The 16,333-nt window shown below is 71.4% G+C and carries 19 protein-coding genes; 12 read left to right on the top strand and 7 right to left on the bottom strand.

What is annotated here, in order from left to right; translation table 11 throughout:
* Nucleotides 1-2: 2 nt before the first annotated feature.
* From ACGFYY_RS36850 to ACGFYY_RS36835, 4 genes are read left to right on the top strand one after another with little or no spacing between them, the layout of a single operon-like run.
* A complete protein-coding gene (locus ACGFYY_RS36850) occupies nt 3-1,142 on the top strand; it encodes an acyl-CoA dehydrogenase family protein (RefSeq protein WP_393716309.1) in 1,140 nt (379 codons plus the stop codon).
* 41 nt (nt 1,143-1,183) lie between these two features.
* The gene (locus ACGFYY_RS36845) at nt 1,184-1,915 is read left to right on the top strand and encodes a transglutaminase-like domain-containing protein (protein ID WP_365271867.1); all 732 of its coding nucleotides are present in this window, start codon (nt 1,184-1,186) and stop codon (nt 1,913-1,915) included.
* Nucleotides 1,915-2,580: an N-(5'-phosphoribosyl)anthranilate isomerase gene (locus ACGFYY_RS36840; RefSeq protein WP_365271864.1), complete on the top strand. Its 666-nt coding sequence runs from the start codon at nt 1,915-1,917 to the stop codon at nt 2,578-2,580. Before ACGFYY_RS36845 ends, ACGFYY_RS36840 begins: the two co-directional genes overlap by 1 nt.
* Nucleotides 2,577-3,299, top strand: a complete 723-nt coding sequence (locus tag ACGFYY_RS36835; RefSeq protein WP_365271861.1) for an indole-3-glycerol-phosphate synthase — start codon at nt 2,577-2,579, stop codon at nt 3,297-3,299. The genes ACGFYY_RS36840 and ACGFYY_RS36835 overlap by 4 nt, the downstream gene beginning before the upstream one ends.
* Nucleotides 3,300-3,371: 72 nt before the next feature.
* Here ACGFYY_RS36835 and ACGFYY_RS36830 read toward each other — a convergent pair whose 3' ends face one another.
* Nucleotides 3,372-3,971: a hypothetical protein gene (locus ACGFYY_RS36830; protein WP_393716306.1), complete on the bottom strand. Its 600-nt coding sequence runs from the start codon at nt 3,969-3,971 to the stop codon at nt 3,372-3,374.
* A gap of 170 nt (nt 3,972-4,141) precedes the next feature.
* Here ACGFYY_RS36830 and ACGFYY_RS36825 point away from each other — a divergent pair, with 170 nt between their 5' ends.
* The 5 genes from ACGFYY_RS36825 to ACGFYY_RS36805 all read left to right on the top strand — a co-directional run bounded on the left by ACGFYY_RS36825 (nt 4,142) and on the right by ACGFYY_RS36805 (nt 8,433).
* Nucleotides 4,142-4,954, top strand: coding sequence for a TetR/AcrR family transcriptional regulator (locus ACGFYY_RS36825; protein WP_393716304.1), 813 nt, complete (start codon nt 4,142-4,144; stop codon nt 4,952-4,954).
* A gap of 116 nt (nt 4,955-5,070) precedes the next feature.
* A complete protein-coding gene (locus tag ACGFYY_RS36820) occupies nt 5,071-5,931 on the top strand; it encodes an NAD(P)H-binding protein (protein ID WP_393716302.1) in 861 nt (286 codons plus the stop codon).
* Nucleotides 5,928-7,004 (top strand): zinc-binding dehydrogenase, encoded by a 1,077-nt coding sequence (locus tag ACGFYY_RS36815; RefSeq protein WP_393716300.1) that lies wholly within the window; start codon nt 5,928-5,930, stop codon nt 7,002-7,004. The genes ACGFYY_RS36820 and ACGFYY_RS36815 overlap by 4 nt, the downstream gene beginning before the upstream one ends.
* Nucleotides 7,005-7,039: 35 nt before the next feature.
* Nucleotides 7,040-7,507: an ester cyclase gene (locus ACGFYY_RS36810; RefSeq protein WP_365271845.1), complete on the top strand. Its 468-nt coding sequence runs from the start codon at nt 7,040-7,042 to the stop codon at nt 7,505-7,507.
* Nucleotides 7,504-8,433: an MBL fold metallo-hydrolase gene (locus tag ACGFYY_RS36805; RefSeq protein WP_393716297.1), complete on the top strand. Its 930-nt coding sequence runs from the start codon at nt 7,504-7,506 to the stop codon at nt 8,431-8,433. Before ACGFYY_RS36810 ends, ACGFYY_RS36805 begins: the two co-directional genes overlap by 4 nt.
* 92 nt (nt 8,434-8,525) lie before the next feature.
* Here ACGFYY_RS36805 and ACGFYY_RS36800 read toward each other — a convergent pair whose 3' ends face one another.
* From ACGFYY_RS36800 to ACGFYY_RS36790, 3 genes are read right to left on the bottom strand one after another with little or no spacing between them, the layout of a single operon-like run.
* Nucleotides 8,526-9,395 (bottom strand): NmrA/HSCARG family protein, encoded by an 870-nt coding sequence (locus ACGFYY_RS36800; RefSeq protein ID WP_393716295.1) that lies wholly within the window; start codon nt 9,393-9,395, stop codon nt 8,526-8,528.
* A gap of 31 nt (nt 9,396-9,426) precedes the next feature.
* On the bottom strand, nt 9,427-10,266 hold the full coding sequence (locus tag ACGFYY_RS36795; protein ID WP_393716293.1) for an SDR family oxidoreductase: 840 nt from the start codon (nt 10,264-10,266) through the stop codon (nt 9,427-9,429).
* Between the two features lies 1 nt (nt 10,267).
* A complete protein-coding gene (locus ACGFYY_RS36790) occupies nt 10,268-10,702 on the bottom strand; it encodes an ester cyclase (RefSeq protein ID WP_365271833.1) in 435 nt (144 codons plus the stop codon).
* Nucleotides 10,703-10,922: 220 nt separating this feature from the next.
* Here ACGFYY_RS36790 and ACGFYY_RS36785 point away from each other — a divergent pair, with 220 nt between their 5' ends.
* Complete coding sequence (locus ACGFYY_RS36785; RefSeq protein WP_365271830.1) at nt 10,923-11,834, top strand: methyltransferase domain-containing protein; 912 nt, start codon at nt 10,923-10,925, stop codon at nt 11,832-11,834.
* A 74-nt stretch (nt 11,835-11,908) separates the two neighbouring features.
* On the opposite strand, the gene ACGFYY_RS36780 is transcribed toward ACGFYY_RS36785, so the two are convergent.
* From ACGFYY_RS36780 to ACGFYY_RS36770, 3 genes are all read right to left on the bottom strand, one after another.
* Entirely contained in the window at nt 11,909-12,676 is a 768-nt protein-coding gene (locus tag ACGFYY_RS36780) for an SDR family NAD(P)-dependent oxidoreductase (RefSeq protein ID WP_393716290.1), read from the bottom strand.
* 4 nt (nt 12,677-12,680) lie between these two features.
* Nucleotides 12,681-13,757: a serine hydrolase domain-containing protein gene (locus ACGFYY_RS36775; protein WP_365271824.1), complete on the bottom strand. Its 1,077-nt coding sequence runs from the start codon at nt 13,755-13,757 to the stop codon at nt 12,681-12,683.
* A 131-nt stretch (nt 13,758-13,888) separates the two neighbouring features.
* Nucleotides 13,889-14,341, bottom strand: coding sequence for a nuclear transport factor 2 family protein (locus tag ACGFYY_RS36770; protein ID WP_393716288.1), 453 nt, complete (start codon nt 14,339-14,341; stop codon nt 13,889-13,891).
* A 182-nt stretch (nt 14,342-14,523) separates the two neighbouring features.
* On the opposite strand from ACGFYY_RS36770, the gene fabG reads away from it, so the two are divergent.
* Together fabG and ACGFYY_RS36760 are read left to right on the top strand one after the other, a co-directional pair.
* A complete protein-coding gene (gene fabG / locus ACGFYY_RS36765; RefSeq protein WP_365271819.1) occupies nt 14,524-15,309 on the top strand; it encodes a 3-oxoacyl-ACP reductase FabG in 786 nt (261 codons plus the stop codon).
* A 22-nt stretch (nt 15,310-15,331) separates the two neighbouring features.
* Entirely contained in the window at nt 15,332-16,312 is a 981-nt protein-coding gene (locus ACGFYY_RS36760) for an aromatase/cyclase (protein ID WP_365271816.1), read from the top strand.
* Nucleotides 16,313-16,333: the final 21 nt, after the last annotated feature.

Genomic DNA, 16,333 nt, shown 5'->3' with positions numbered 1-16,333 from the left:
CGATGATCAACTGGACTGCGGACCAGCAGGCGCTGCGCGACGGCCTGGCGCCCTGGCTGGAAAAATTGAGCGCCGGGCACGTCGAACGGGACGCGGAGGCCGCCTTCTCCCCCGAGAACTGGGCGGCCGTCGCCTCGACCGGCATCCTGGGCCTGCCCTTCGACGAGCGGTGGGGCGGCCTCGGCCAGTCCCTGCTCACCACCATGTACGTACTGGAGGGGCTCGGCGAGGGATGCCGGGACGCCGGCCTGAACTTCTCGGTGTGCACGCACATCGTCTCCACCGGGGTGCCGATGCACCGCTTCGGTTCCCCCGGGCTCCAGGAGCGCTACCTGCCCGGCATCTGCTCGGGCGAACTGATCGGCGCCCACGCCATCAGCGAGCCCGACAGCGGTTCCGACGCCCTGGCCATGCGCACCCGTGCGGTGCGCGACGGCGACCACTTCGTCCTGAACGGCAGCAAGGCGTTCGTCAGCAACGGGCCCGTCGCGGACCTGTTCACCGTGTACGCCCGCACCAGCGAGCGCCCCGGACCGCTCAGCATCACCGCGTTCCTCGTGGAGCGCGACACCCCGGGCCTGACCGTCGGCAACCCCGTCGCCAAGATGGGGTTGCGCACCTCACCGCTCAGCGAGCTCTACTTCGACGACTGCCGGGTACCGGCCGACCGCGTCGTCGGCCGGGTCGGCGGCGGCTTCCTCGTGCTCGACCACGTGATGCGCTGGGAGATCCTGTGCTCCTTCGTGATCAACGCGGGGGAGATGCGTCACCGAATCGCGCGGTGCGTGGAGTACGCGCGCGGCCGTACCCAGTTCGGGCAGCCCATCGGCGCGTACCAGGCCGTGTCCCACAAGATCGTGGACATGGAGGTCGGTGTGGAGACGGCCCGGCACTGGCTCTACGCGACCGCCGAGAAGATGGCCGCGGGCGAGAACGTCACCCGTGACATCGCCATGGCCAAGTTGGTCACCAGCGAGGCGAACGTCGCCTCGGCTCTCAGCGCCGTACAGATATTCGGCGGCAACGGATACATGGCCGAGTACGGCATCGAGAAGGAGTTGCGCAACGCGGTGGCCGGAACCATCTATTCAGGCACCTCCGAGATCCAGCGCAACCGCATCGCCTCGCTGCTCGGTTTGTGAAGCAGCCGCCCACGACCCCGACCGGAAGCAGAGTTGACGCCATGACCACCCCGTCGACCGGGCAGGCCGTGCCCGCCGAGCTCGCCGCCACCGAATTCATCGACCACGGCTCGCCGGAGGTCCGCGCGTTCGTGGCGAGCGCCGTGCCGGACGAGGCCACCACCCCCACCGCGCAGGCGGTCGCGCTGTACTACGCGGTGCGCGACCGGATCCGCTACGAGGTCTACGGGGCCGACCTGTCGCGCACCGGCCTACGGGCCGGGAGCGTCGCCCGGGCCCGCTCCGGTATGTGCCTGCACAAGTCGGTGCTGTACACGGCCGGCCTGCGCTCGCTCGGCATCCCGGCGCGCCTGGTGCTGACCGACGTACGCAACCACCTCGCCTCCGGCCGGCTCAAGGAGCTGCTGGGCGGGGACGTCTTCCACCAGCACTGCCTGACCTCGGTGCGGCTGGAGAACGGCTGGGTGAAAGCCACCCCCGTCTTCAACAGGACGCTGTGCCGGCTGTACGGGATGGCGCCGCTGGACTTCGACGGAACCGCCGACAGCCTGCACCACCCGTTCGACCTCCAGGGCCGGCGACAGATGGAGTTCCTGCGCTTCCACGGGGAGTTCGACGACCTGCCGTACGAGGCGGTGCTGGCCGACCTGCGGGCGGCCCACCCCGGGCTGATCGGACCGGACGGCACCGCCTTCGCCCCGGGCTCCCTCGTACGCGACGCCCGGCGGGCCCCGGCCGAGGCCCCGGATCCGGCCCCGGCACCGGCCGTCTGATGCTCGTCAAATTCTGCGGGGCCACCAGTACCGTCGAGGTGCACCGGGTGGCGGACTCGGGCGCGGACCTGGTCGGCCTCTGGTACCGGGTGCCCGGCGGCCCGGCGGAACTGGAGCTCGACCGGCTGACCGTGCTGTCCGCCGCCGCCCGCGACCGGGGTCTGGCCCCGGTGCTGGTCACCTTCGCCTCCGATACCGCCCTGCTGCTTGAGGCGGTCGCCGCCGCCGGAACCCCTTGGATCCAGTTGCACGGCTACCAGAGCCCCGCGGTGGTGCGTGCCCTGCGCACGCAGGGACCGCCCGGCCTGCGGATCGCCAAGGTGCTGCACCTCAAGGACGGGGAATGCGCCGAGCGAGGCCTGACGGGCGCGTACGAACGGGCGGGCGCCGACTGCTTCCTGTACGACGCGGTCGCGGCCGACGGTCGTATCGGCAGCACCGCCCAGGCGCTCGACGACACCGACGTCACCGCCCTCGCCGACCGCACCACCCTGCCCTTCCTGCTGGCCGGTGGTCTGCGCGTGGACAACCGCGACGCCTTCGCGGGCGCGCGGGCCCACCCGCGCTTCCTCGGTATCGACGTGGACTCGGCGGCCCGCGACCACGCGGGCCGGCTGAACGCCGAGCGAGCCGCCGCCGTCACACGTTCCTGGAGAACCGGATGACCGCAAGCACACGCCACACCGCCCCTGCCACCGCCTTCACCGAGGCTCTCGAGGCTGCCCGCCGCCCCCTGGTCATGGAGGTCAAACGGCGCAACGCCGACGGCCTCGACCTGACCCGCGGGCGCTCGATCGCCGAGATCGTACGGGGCTACGAGGAGGCGGGCGCTCCGTGTGTCTCGGTCGTCACCGGCCGCTGGTTCGGCGGCACCGAGGAACTGCTGGCCGAGGTCGCCGCGCTGACACCGCTCCCGCTGTTGCGCAAGGACTTCGTCACCAGCCGCCGTCAGCTCGAACGCACCCGAGCCCTGGGCGCCTCCGCCGTCCTGCTGACCGCCAAGGTGCTACCGTCCGGTGCGCTGGCCAAGCTCACCGACCACGCCCTGGAGTGCGGCCTGACCCCGTTCGTCGAGGTCGCCGACGCGGCGGAGGCGGCACAGGTGCACCGCGGTGCACAGTGCGTGGTCGCGGTCAACAACAAGGACATCGCGACCAGGGAGCGGCTCGCGGGTGATCCGGAGCGGGGCGCGGCCCTGCTGCCCGAACTGTTGCGCACCGGCACCCACTTCCCGGTGAGCGCCAGTGCCATCGACACGCCCGAGCGGGCGGCGTCGCTGGTGCACGGCGGCTTCCGGGCCCTCCTGATGGGGACCACCCTGCTGGCCGCGCCCAGCCTGCCCGACTGGTGCGCGGCGTTCGACGAGGCCCGCGCCGCCCGATGAAGCCGGCGGCCCGGCCGTCCCTTCCGGATCGGTCCGGGCGGTCCGGTCCCGGCCCGATCCGAAGGACAGGCCCTAGCGGCGGCGGCCCGCCGGCTGGGCCGCCCGGCCCCGGGAGGTCTTACCCCAGGGCTTGTACACGGAGACCACCGCGGCGACGGTGAGCAGCACGAACAGTGCGGGCACGCTCCACACGAGGAAGACTCCGGCCCCGCCCGGGTCCGGCGCGGCGCCGCCGGCCGTGGCCGTGCGCTCGCTGGCGTCCATCACGATCGGGTGGATCACGAACCACGCGAAGAACGTCATGAACAGGGTGATGACCCACTTGACGACGATCCACCAGTGCAGCAGCAGGCCCCACTTGGTCCCGCAGGACAGCAGGATGCCCGTGATCGCGGCGGCGAGGCTGAAGACCGTCACGCTCGTGTCGTCGAAGACGTACATCGCGTAGTAGACGCCCTTGGCGATGGCGGCGTCCTCCGTGGTGTACCCCATGACGGCGAGGACCGCCATGGACAGGGAGAGACCGACCCAGCCGACCGAGGTGACCACGTGCAGGGCAAGGGTCAGCTTGCGGGTGCCCCGGCGCAGTTCGAACTTCTTCCGCTGACGGCCGGTGGCGTTCACGCGCGCGTTCGCCGGGGTTGCGGCGCCGTGATCGGTGGTGGAGGACAAGGGCGGCTCGCTCTCTGCTGCGTATGGGAAGGTCGCTGCCGCGGTGCCGCGGGGGAATCGATACCGCGGCAGCAACTCTGTACACCGTACAGAGTGAATCTGTACGGTGTACAGAGTTACCTCTTCAGAACGGGGCTAAACCAGTCATGGGAAAAGAAGTTGGCCGAAAGATGGACCCTGCACGGACCCTGACGCTGCTGTGGCGGGCCCGCGACGCGGACGCGGCGACCCCGACCAGGCCCTCGCCGGGTCCCCGCAAGGGCCTGACCGTCGACCGCGTCGTACGCGCCGCGATCGAACTCGCGGACGCCGAGGGACTGGCCGCGCTCTCCATGCGCAAGGTGGCGGAGCCGCTCGGGGTCTCGACCATGTCGATCTACACCTACGTGCCGGGCCGCGCCGAACTCGTCAACTGCATGCTGGACGAGGTCCTCGGCGAATCTCCCTCCCTGGAAGGCGCCACCCACTGGCGCGAGGCCCTGGAGACGTACGCGTACGGCAGCAGGGACATCGCCCGCCGCCACCCGTGGGCGGCTCCGCTGTTCTCCTCCCGGATGCTGATGGGCCCCAACGAGACCGCCGTGTGGGACGCGGTGCTCGGTGCCGTCGCCACCACCGGCCTGCCCGAGCGGGACCTGCTCACCCTGGTCCATCTGGTCAACGGCTATGTCCGCGGTGCCGTCCAGCAGTCGGCGGACGCCGAGCACGACGAGCGCCGCTCCGGACTCAGCTACGACGAGTGGTACGAGCAGAGCGGCCCACTGCTGGAACGGCTGATCCCCTTCTCCCACTACCCCAACCTCACGCGGGTCTGGATGTCCGGCGTCTTCGAGGAGCCCGGCGCGGGCCTGGGAGCCGACGGCGGCTTCGGCTTCGGGCTCCAGCGCGTCCTCGACGGCATCGAGCAGTACGTCGACCGGTACACCGAACTGCACGGGACGCCGGGGACCGACGCCCGCCAGGAACCGCTCCCCGCCGGCTGACGGCCTGTTCCCACCCTCGACCCGCTCTCCAAGCCCCCTCCAGGGGCGGCGCCGACGCTGGCAGCACAACAGACCGAGGCCCCGGGAGACCGGGTCGAACAGGGTGGAGCAGGCGCGTGACAGTACTGGTGACAGGAGCCACGGGATCCGTCGGCCGCCATGTGGTCGGCCACCTCGTCTCCGCGGGGGTGCCGGTACGGGCGCTCACCCGCAACCCGGCCACCGCGGGCCTGCCCGACGCCGTCGAGGTCTTCGAGGGCGACCTCGACCGGCCCGGGACGCTGCGCGACGCGCTCGTCGGCGTCGAGCGCCTCTACCTCTTCCCCGTGCCCGGGACCGCCCGCGAGGTCGTCTCCGCGGCCAAGGAGGCCGGCGTCCGCCGGATCGTCGTCCTCTCCTCGTCCTCGGTGCTCGACACCTCCGGCGACAACCACAGCGGTGAGCACCACCGCGCCGTGGAGCGTGCCGTCGAGGAGTCCGGCATCGAATGGACCTTCGTCCGCCCGGACGAGTTCGCCACCAACGTGCTGTGGAAGTGGGCCCACTCCATCCGCACCGAGGGCGTCGTGCGCGCCCCCTACGGCAACGCCCCGCGCGTGCTCGTCCACGAGGCCGACGTCGCGGCCGTCGCCGCCGCCGCACTGCTCGAGGACGGACACGCCGGTCAGGCGTACGTGCTCACCGGCCCGCAGGCCGTCACCCAGGCCGAGCAGGTCGCGCAGATCGCCGAGGCCATCGGCCGCCCGGTCGAGTTCCAGGAGATCACCCCCGACCAGGCCCGCGTGTTCATGAGCCAGGTCATGCCGGAGCCGGTCGTCGAGATGGTCCTCGGCTACCTCGCCGACGCCGTCGCCCACCCGCCCGTCCCGGTCGCCACCGTCGAGCAGATCACCGGCCGCCCCGCGCTGACCTTCGCGCGGTGGGCCGCCGACCACGCCGCCGACTTCGCGCCGGCCGCCCAGGAGGTAGCCGCATGAGCATCGACTCCACCGAACACGCCGGGGCCGCCGCCCCCGCCCGTACACAGGCCCCCGCCGAGGTCAACGCGCTGGTCCGGATGACCGGCAGCGGCGATCCCGAGCGGTACGTCGTCCCGGACGAGGGCGCCCGCCCCACCGCCCGCAAGGGCACGGTCGTCGTGGAGGTCGAGGCCGCCGGCGTCTCGTACGCCGAGGTGCAGATGCTCCAGCACCTGCACCCCTTCCCTCCCAAGTTTCCCTTCGTCCCCGGCTACGACCTGGTCGGCACGATCGTCGAGGTCGGCCCCGGCGTCACCGCCTGGAAGTCCGGCGACCGGATCGCCGCGATGCCCCGCCAGGGCGCCTGGCAGCGCTACGTCGAACTGCCGGCCAAGACGCTCGCCGCGGCCCCCGCCGATCTGGACGCCGCACTGGCCGTCTCCCTCGTCACCAACGGCGTCACCGCCTACCAGATGCTGCACCGCCTCACCCGCCTGGAGCCGGGCAGGACCGTCCTCGTGCACGGCGCCAGCGGCGGCGTGGGCGCCCTGCTCGCCCAGCTCGCGGTCCACCACGGCCTGCGCGTCATCGGGACGGCCTCGCCCGCCAAGCACGACACCGTACGGGAGTTCGGCGCCGAGCCCCTCGACTACCGCACCCCCGACCTCGGCGCAGCCGTGCGCGAGCTCGCCCCGCAGGGCGTGGACGCCGTCTTCGACCACATCGGCGGCTCCGGTCTGGACGTGGCCTGGAAGATGCTCGCCGAGGGCGGGACGCTCGTCTCCTTCGACTCCTCCGTGGCCGGCTACCGCCCGGGCCAGTGGTTCCGGCCGCACGTCCCGGCGCTGCGCCGAACCGTGGCCCGCTGGTTCACCCGCCACCTCGGCCTCACCGGCGGACGCCGCATGTCGATGTACTACGTCAAGCCCGGCAAGGCGTTCAACACCGACTACGCCGAACTGTGCCGCCTGACGGCCGAAGGCGTCCTGCGCCCGCAGATCGCCGGCCGCCACCCGCTCGGCGGCGCCGCCGCGGCGGTCCGCGCCCTCCTCGACGGAACCACCGTCGGCAAGCACGTCCTCATCCCCTGAAACCGCGTACGCGCACGCAGAGAAGGAAAGCGGCCATGTCCCTCACCCTGACCGAGACGATCGACGGCGCCACCGCCGGGCAGAACATCCAGGAACGCAACAAGGAGATCGCGCTCTCCTGCGCCGCCGCCTGGAACCGCTGGGAGCTGGACGGCATCCTCCAGCACTGGGCCCCGGACATCCGCCACTTCTCCGAGGACCGTCCCGTCGACACCCAGCTGATGATCGGCGCCATGCGGGGCGGCCTCGCCGCCTTCCCCGACCTCCACCTGGACGTCAAGAGCATCGTCGCCGAGGGCGACCGCGTCATCCTGCGCATCACCGTGACCGCCACCCACCTCGGCGAGTTCTTCGGCAAGGCCCCCACCGGCAAGAAGGTGAGCTGGTACATGCTCGAGGAGCTCCGCTTCGACGAGGCCGGCCGGATCATCGAGCACTACGACGTCTTCAACTACCTGCCGATGCTGAAGGAGCTGGAGTTCGTCCCGGCGGACGTGCTGTGACCGCGACCGCACCGGAGTCCGCGGTACGGGCGGTCACCATCGAGATCGCGGACAACGTGTACGCCTACGTCCAGGGCGACGGCGGCTGGTGCCTGAACAACGCGGGCCTGATCGCCGGCGGGAACGGGCAGAGCCTGCTCGTCGACACCGTCGCCACCGAGCGGCGCGCCCGGGCCCTGCGGGCCGAGGTGCTGCGCCTGGTGCCGCGGCCCCCGCGTGCCCTGGTCAACACGCACTTCCACGGTGACCACACCTTCGGCAACCACCTCTTCCCCGAGGCCGTGGTCATCGCCCACGAGCAGACCCGCGCCATGATGGACCTGGCCGGGCTGCACCTGACCGGCCTGTGGCCGGACGTCTGCTGGGGCGACCTCGAACTCACCCTGCCGGACGTCACCTACCGCGATGCCCTGACCCTGCACATCGGCGGCGTACGGGCCGAACTGTTCCACGCGGGACCGGCCGCGCACACCACCAACGACACCGCCGTGTGGCTGCCGGAACAGCGGGTCCTCTTCGCGGGCGACCTGGTGATGTCGGGCACGGCCCCCTTCTGCCTGATGGGGTCCGTCTCGGGCTCCCTCGCCGCGATGGAGCGGCTCCGCGCCCTGGGGGCCGAGACCGTCGTCCCGGGCCACGGGCCCGTCGGCGGACCCGAGCTGATCGACGCCAACGTGGCCTACTTCCGCTGGATCGCCGAGCTCGCCGAACGCGGGGTCGAGGCCGGGCTGACCCCGCTCGAACTCGCCGCCGAAGCGGGGGAGGGGCCTCTCGAAGGTCTGCTCGACGCGGAGCGCCTCGTGCCCAACCTGCACCGGGCGTATGCCGAACTGGCCGGCGCGGCCCCCGGCGAACCGCTCGACGTGGGCGCCCTCTTCCAGGAGATGGCCGAGTTCAACGGCGGCCTGCCCGCCTGCCACGCCTGAACCACCGCTCTCCCTTCCCGCCCCCCAGGGAAGGGACCGGACGGGGCCGGCGCCACCACGGCGCCGGCCCCGTCCGTGTGCCTCCCGCCCGGTCAGGTCGAGGGGACGTCGATGCCCTTGAGATACGTGGCGAAGGACTGCAGACCCGGGTGCTCGGCCCGCAGCGCCTGGATGTCCGCCTGGTACCCGTGATCCTGGAACCACTCGAACATCAGGGCGATCTCGGGACCGTTGGGGATGTACGGATTGTTCGCCACGGCGTCCAGCGGCAGCTCCTCGAAGCGGGCCGGCAGACCGCTGCGTTCCGCGAACGCCTGCGCCACCTCGGTCGCGGTCAGCTCGTCGCCCGCGATCTCCACCGCGTGGCCGACGTACCGCTCCGGCTTGTCGAAGGCCTCCGCCGCGAAGAATCCGATGTCGTCGACGGCGATGAACTGCACCCGACCCTCGGGCTTCAGCGCCAGCCGCACCACCAAGGTGCCGTCGACCAGCTGCGGACCGTGCGCCGCGAAGTTGTCCATGAAGAACGTCGGGCGCAGCACCGTCAGCGGGAGGTCCTGGCCCTCCAGGTACCGCTCGATGCCCCGCTTGGAGTCGAAGTGCGGGACACCACTGTGCCGTTCGGCACCACCGACCGAGCTGTAGACCACATGGCCGATCCCGGCCGCCTTCGCGGCCCGGGCCAGCGCCCGGCCCTGGCGGACCTCGCCGCCGAGCCCGGCCGGCGTCATGAAGTTCTGTACGGAGAACAGGCCGTGGAAGCCCTCCAGCGCGGCACGCAGCGAGGCCTCGTCGTCGAGGTCGCCGCGGACCAGACCCACGCCCAGCTCCGCCAGCGCCCGCGCCGGGGCCGCGTGCGGGTCACGCACCAGGGCCGAGACGGCCCGGCCTCGGCGCACCAGCTCGCGGGCCACCGCACCGCCCTGCAGACCGGTCGCGCCGGTCACCAGGATGTCAGTCATCACATTCCCCCTGAGGTTCGATTCCGGCCGGTCAGTCGAACAGGGCCGCGTTCTCCACGGCCCACGCGCGGTACGGGCGCGGCTCGCGCCCGGTGAGGTCTCGCACCGTGGACGTGGGCTTCGCCCACGGCACCTCGGGGCTGTGCAGGGCCGCGACATTGGTCTCGGCGGCCGGGCGGTCGCCGGTGATCCCGGTGAACACGTCCACGACCTCCTCGGCGGGGGCCACCGAGAACTCCAGCTCCCGGCCCAGCACCTCGCCCAGGATCCGCGCCTGCTCCTCGGAGCTGACCGTCTCGGGACCGGTGAGCAGGTACGCCTTCCCGGTGTGGCCCTCCTCGGTCAGTGCGACCACGGCGACCGAGGCGATGTCGTACTCGTCGATCGGGGCGCCCGGATTGTTGCCGATCCAGCAGCGCACCGAGCTGCTCTCCCGCACCGTGCGGATCCACCACGAGGTGTTGGCGTGGAACGGGCCGGGGCGCAGGAAGGTCCACGGCACGCCGGACTTCTCGATCGCCACCTCGGCGGCCCGGTGCTCGTCCGCGATGCCGTGCGGCAGCGGGTGCTCGATGCCGCCCGAGGAGAGCAGCACGATCTTCGAGGTGCCGGCCGCGCGGGCCGCGGCCGCGACGTTGGCCGCCTCGCCGCCGACGTCGCCCGAGAGCACCACCAGGGCGGCGGTCACCCCCGCGAAGGCCACGGCGAGCGAGTCGGGGGCGGCGGGGCTGCCCGCGACGACCTCGACCGCCTCGGGCAGGTTCGCCTCCTGCGGGTCGCGGCTGAGCGCGCGGACCGGGTGACCCAGCGCGAGCAACTGGTCGACGGCCTCGCGGCCGACCTTGCCGGTGGCTCCGGTGATCAGAAACATGTCAGTCCCTCCAGCCGGTCGGCTCGGGCCACGGGGAACCGAGCTGGCGGTACGTGCCCTGGTAGTCGGGCCAGTCGCGGTGGTCGCGGATCTTGCCGTCGACGAAGCGGATCAGATGGATCTGCTCGCCGGAGAACACCCGGCCGGTGGCGGCCATGCCGACCAGCTCGCCCACGTGGCGGCCGTACAGCACGAGATAGGCACGCACCCACTCGCCCTTCTCCTCCAGCTGCACCTCTTCCAGGCGCGCCTCCTCGGAGAAGGTCATCCGCAGCCACTTCACCGCCATCGCGAACGAATCGGGTCCGCGCAGGTCCATGTGCTCCATGGCCGCGGGATTGAGATAATCCGGGTGAATGTATTCCGCGACGTCCGCGGTATTTCCGGTGTTGTACGCCTCGATCATGCGGCGTACCGCGTCCAGCTGCGCGCTCATCGCATTCCCTCCACGGGGTTTCCTCCAGCTCTCCGGTTCCCTCGTAATCCTGCTGCGCAAGGCGCGCTTCGGACAAGCTCCGGATATCCGAAAAGCCCACTTCGCCAGGGGATTTGGACGCCGTCTGGAAAGGAATTCGACCATTCCCGCACCGCTCTTCCAGCGGCTCTCGAAGACTGCTCCACCACCACCCGGGGAGGCCCCCGCACGATGGGTGCGCATGGCCGGACCGGCCGCCCGACGCACCCCGGAGCTGAATGTGGAAACTGCCACCGCCACCGACACCTACAAGACGAAGGTCACCGCCGCCTTCAACGGGGCCGCGGCCGCCTACGACCGCCTCGGCGTGGAGTTCTTCACCCCCATGGGCCGCCGACTCGTCGAACTGGCCGCACCGGGCACGGGGGAGCGAGTGCTGGACATCGGCTGTGGCCTGGGGGCCACGCTGCTGCCCGCGGCCGGACTGATCGGCCCGGCCGGTCGCGCCCTCGGCATCGACATCGCCGACGCGATGATCGAGGAGGCGGGCCGCGAGGCCGAGCGCCAGGGCATCACCAACGTCGAACTGCGCGTGATGGACGGGGAGCACCCCGACCTGCCGGCCCGCTCCTTCGACCTGGCGCTCGGCAGCTACAGCGTCATCTTCCTGCCGGACGCGCGCGCCGCGCTCGCCCGCTACGCCGGCCTGCTCGCCGACGGCGGCCGGATCGCCTTCACGAGCCCGGTCTTCTCCCGCGACACCTTCCCCTTCCTGCCGCCGCTGTTCACGCCGCTGATCCCCTTCGAGCTGCTGCAGTACCTGCCGGAGTCCTGGCACCCGGAGCAGCTGCACCGCCAGCTGCACTCCTGGCTCGAGGACCCGCGTGACCTGACGGCCGCCCTGGAGAAGGCCGGCTTCACCGACGTCGAGATCACCGACGAGCCGGTCCTGATGACCGCCGCGTCCGGCGAGGCCTGGGTGAACTGGTCGCACACGCAGGGCATGCGCCTGCTGTGGCAGCACCTTCCCGAGGCCGAGTCGGCGGCCCTGCGCGAGCGCCTGATCGACGCCCTGGACGCGCTGCGCGTCGACGGCGGACCGGTCCTGATCGAGGTCCCGGTCCGCTACGTCACCGCCAAGGTCGCCCGTTGACCCTGGCGGGGACACGATGAAGGGGCCGCCCGCGCAGTGCGCGGGCGGCCCCTTCGTACACCACCGAAGGCGGGTCAGGTCACCGACAGGGCGCCGTCCACGGCGAGCACCGTGCCGTTGGCGTACGCCGCCTCCGGACGGGTCAGCTGGACGATCCACCAGGCGATGTCCTCGGGACGGCCGACCCGGCCCGAGGGGATCCGCTCGGCCGTCTGCCGCAGGAAGCCGCGGTACGCCTCCTCGGGCATCCCGGCCCGGACACCGACGCCGGTGTCCACGACTCCCGGCGCGATGCCCACCGAGCGGATGCCGCGCGGCGCGAGCTCCACGGCCCAGGTGCGGGTGAGGAAGTCGAGGGCGACCTTGGCCATGCCGTACACGGAGTTCTCCGGCCAGGCACGGCGGCCCAGCGAACCCGCCGAACTGACGTTGACCACGGTCCCCTTGGTCGCCTCCAGGGCGTCCAGGGCGGCCTGGGTCAGGAACACCGGCGCGATCAGGTTCGTACCGAGCTGGGTGTGGACGGAGTCGCGCTCCAGCCCGTCGAGTGGGGCGAATCCCGTGACGGCCGCGTTGTTGACCAGCACGTCGAGCCGGCCGAACGCGTTCAGCGCGGTCTCGACGATCAGCTGCGGCGCGTCCCGGTCGTGGATGTCCGCGGCGAGCACGTGGATGCGCTCGTGCCCGTCCGCGGTCTCCTTCAGCGTCATTTCACTGCGGCCGACGATCAGCACGTGTGCGCCGTCCTCGGCGAAGGCGCGTGCGGTCGCCGCGCCGATCCCCGTACCGCCTCCGGTGACGACGACGGCCTTCGTGACGGGGGAGCGGGTGTCGGTCGTCATCGGCTCAGGAGCACAGGGCGATGTTGACGCCGCGGATGACGGCCTGCTCCGCGTCGTGGCCGAAGTCCTTGTCGCCGATGGTGAACGACAGCTGGACGCGGTGCCGGAGGTCGCGCGTGGTGGCCGCGAAGGTCGCGTAGCCGGGGATGCCCGCGCCGTGGCCCCACAGGTCGAGGTCGGTGTCGTTCTCCAGCTTCATGATGCCGAGGCCGTAGCCGATGCCCATCGGCAGGTTCTCGATCATCTCAGGCGGGAGCGGCGTGGTCATCTCGGTGAACTCGGCCTCCGCCAGCAGCTTCCCGCTGAACAGGGCCGCGAAGAACGTGTCGAGGTCGCGGGTGGTCGAGATGATCTCGCCCGCGCAGCCGGCCTCCGACGGGTTCATCAGCGTGACGTCCTCGGGACGGCCGCCGATCTGCATGTAGCCGCGGGCGTGCGGCTCCGGGATGTTCGGGTCGTCGCCCGGCAGGACCGTCTCGGTCAGCTCCAGCGGCTCCAGGACGCGCTCGGTGATCTCTACGCGGTACGAGCGGCCGGTGACCTTCTCGATGAGCAGGCCGATGATGAAGTAGTTCGTGTTGCAGTACGCGAACTTGGTGCCCGGCTCGAACTCCAGCGGCTTGGCGGCCGCGATGGCGATCAGGTCCGTCGGCTCGTAGTGCTTGTAGCGGTCGCGCAGGAAGCGGTCGCCCGGCTTCTGGAACGAGTCCATGTAGTTGTACAGACCGCTGGTGTGCTGCAGCAGGTTGCGGATCGTGATCTTCTCGCCGTACGGCAGCAGGCCCGGCAGGTAGCTCTCCACCGTGTTGTCGAGGACGATCTTGCCCTCGGCGACGAGCTGGAGCACCACGACCGAGACGAACGGCTTGGTGATGCAGGAGATACGGAAGCGGCCGTCCTCGGGCACCGGGCGGTCGGAGCCCAGCTCGGCGATCCCCGAGGTCACGACGAAGGCGTCGTCCCCTCGGGCGACCCGGAACTGGACGCCCGCGGCACCGGCCTCGACGAGGCGGTCCGCCGCGCCCTGCACGGCCTCCTGAAGGGCCGAGACCTCCGGCCGGGTGATCGTCGTCTGCGACATTTCGGCAAACCTCCACAGGTGGCTGTTCGGTTGGGATGCAGTGGTTCCGGGATGCGGTGATGCATTCGGGTAACGCCCCAGAGCCTGCTCATCCCGGATGGAGGTGCGGCGGGGCGCCGCTGGAGTGCCGGTCAGGCCAGGTCGTCGCGGGTCACCCGGCGGGTCGCGACCTGGAGGCCGCCCTCGACGCGGACCAGCACGTCCTCGCAGACGCACACGCGGTGCACCTGGGAGTCGCCGCCGATCCGCGAGGCGTAGACGATCGCGTACGAACGCACGTCGACGGCTCCGTCCGGGCGCTCGGAGACGTCGAACATGCCGATGAAGTGGCGGTGGCGCTCGCCGGCCTCGGCCAGCTGGGCGGCGGTGCGGCTGGTGGCGGCGACCAGGCCCTCCCGGCCGCGCACCGGCTCCGGCAGCGTCGGCACGTCGAAGGTGGCGTCCTCGGTGAACGTCTCGGCCCAGCGCCGGGACTCACCGAGGTCCAGCAGCTGCATCTGGTGGGCGTAGAACTGCTGGACCTCGGCGTACAGGGCGCCGAAGGCCGCGGCCGTCTGCTGTCCGATGCCGGCCTGGATGGTCATGGAGGACTCCGTTCTGGTAGGTACCCCCACCCTCGTCGGCGGAGGTGGAGCCGGGTTCGAAGACCCCTCGAACCGCCGCCCGCGCCAGGCCCGGCCCCTGCCCGGCCTCAAGTCCCGTTCGTGCGCCCGTCGAGCGGACCAGGACACGGTCGAGGCATCAACGCCGTTCTGGAGGTACACCGATGACGACAGAGACGAAGCCGGTAGCCCTGGTCACCGGGGGTACGAGCGGGATCGGACTGGCCGTGGTCCGCGATCTCGCCCGCCGCGGCCACCGCGTCTTCCTGTGCGCCCGCACCGAGCAGCAGGTCAAGCAGACCGTGGAGGACCTGCGCGCCGAGGGCCTCGAGGTCGAGGGTGCCGCCGCCGACGTCCGCGACCCCGCATCCGTCAAGGCGCTCGTGGCCGCCGCGGTCGAGGCCTTCGGCCCGATCTCGATCCTCGTGAACAACGCCGGCCGCAGCGGAGGCGGCCCGACCGCCGACCTCACGGACGAACTCTGGTACGACGTCATCGACACCAACCTGAACAGCGTCTTCCGGCTGACTCGCGAGGTGCTCAAGAACGGCGGGCTCGAGGGCGCCTCCTACGGCCGGATCATCAACATCGCCTCCACCGCGGGCAAGCAGGGAGTGGTGCTCGGCGCCCCCTACTCGGCCTCCAAGCACGGTGTCGTCGGCTTCACCAAGGCGCTCGGCAACGAACTCGCGCCCACCGGCATCACCGTCAACGCGGTCTGCCCCGGATACGTCGAGACCCCGATGGCCCAGCGCGTGCGCTCCGGCTACGCGGCCGCGTACGACACGTCCGAGGAGCAGATCATGCAGAAGTTCACCTCGAAGATCCCGCTCGGCCGCTACTCCACGCCCGAGGAGGTCGCCGGCCTGGTCGGCTACCTGACCACCGAAGTGGCCTCGTCCATCACCTCGCAGGCGCTCAACGTCTGCGGCGGCCTCGGCAACTTCTGATCCGGAAAGCAGGGATTCAACGATGTCCGCTGAGCACGTGCACCGCACGACGCACGAGGTGACCGTCGCCGCACCCGCCGGTGTGGTGTACGGCCTGATCGCCGACGCGGCCAAGTGGCCGCTGTACTTCCCGCCCAACGTCCACGTCGAGCAGCTCGAGTCCGACGGCTCGCGGGAGCGGCTGCGCATGTGGGCCACCGCCAACGGCCAGATCAAGTCCTGGACCTCCCGGCGCACCCTGGACGTGGCGCAGCGCCGCATCGAGTTCCGCCAGGAGGTTCCCGCCTCCCCGCTGGAGTCGATGGGCGGCACCTGGATCGTCGAGGCGCGTGGCGGCGCCTCCTGCCGGCTGGTCCTGCTGCACGATTTCACCGTCGCCGGCGACGACGCCGACGACGTCGCGTGGGTCGAGCGCGCCACCGACACGAACAGCCACGCCGAGCTGGGCAACATCAAGCGGCTCGCGGAGGGCTGGGAGCGCCTCGACGACCTGGTGATGTCCTTCGAGGACTCCGTACGGGTCGAGGGCCCGGCCGAGCGCGTCTACTCCTTCCTCCACCACGTCCAGGAGTGGCCCACGCTGGTCCCGCACGTCTCCCGCCTCGACGTCACCGAGCCCGAGCCGGGCGTCCAGGTGATGTCCATGGACACCCTGACCGCCGACGGCAACTCCCACACGACCGAGTCGGTCAGGGTCTGCTTCCCGGACGCACGCCGCATCGTCTACAAGCAGACGGCGACGCCCCTGCTGATGTCGGCCCACACCGGCGAGTGGTCGCTCGTCGAGGACGAGACCGGCGTGACCGTCACCTCCCAGCACAGCGTCGTGCTGCGCGAGGAGAACATCACCCGCGTCCTGGGTCCCCGCGCCGGCGTCGCCGAGTGCCGCCGCTACGTCCGCGAGGCGCTCGGCCGCAACAGCACGGCGACCCTCAACCTCGCCAAGGCACATGCGGAGTCCGCCACCGGGAACCCGGGCGAGGACAGGGTCCGAGTGGCCTGACCGGCCGTGTCCACCGCTGCT

This window comes from Streptomyces sp. NPDC048331, assembly GCF_043201215.1.
In the GTDB taxonomy this organism is placed as follows: domain Bacteria; phylum Actinomycetota; class Actinomycetes; order Streptomycetales; family Streptomycetaceae; genus Streptomyces.
Note: the sequence above shows the minus strand (reverse complement) of the source record. Positions and strands in the feature narration are given on the sequence as shown.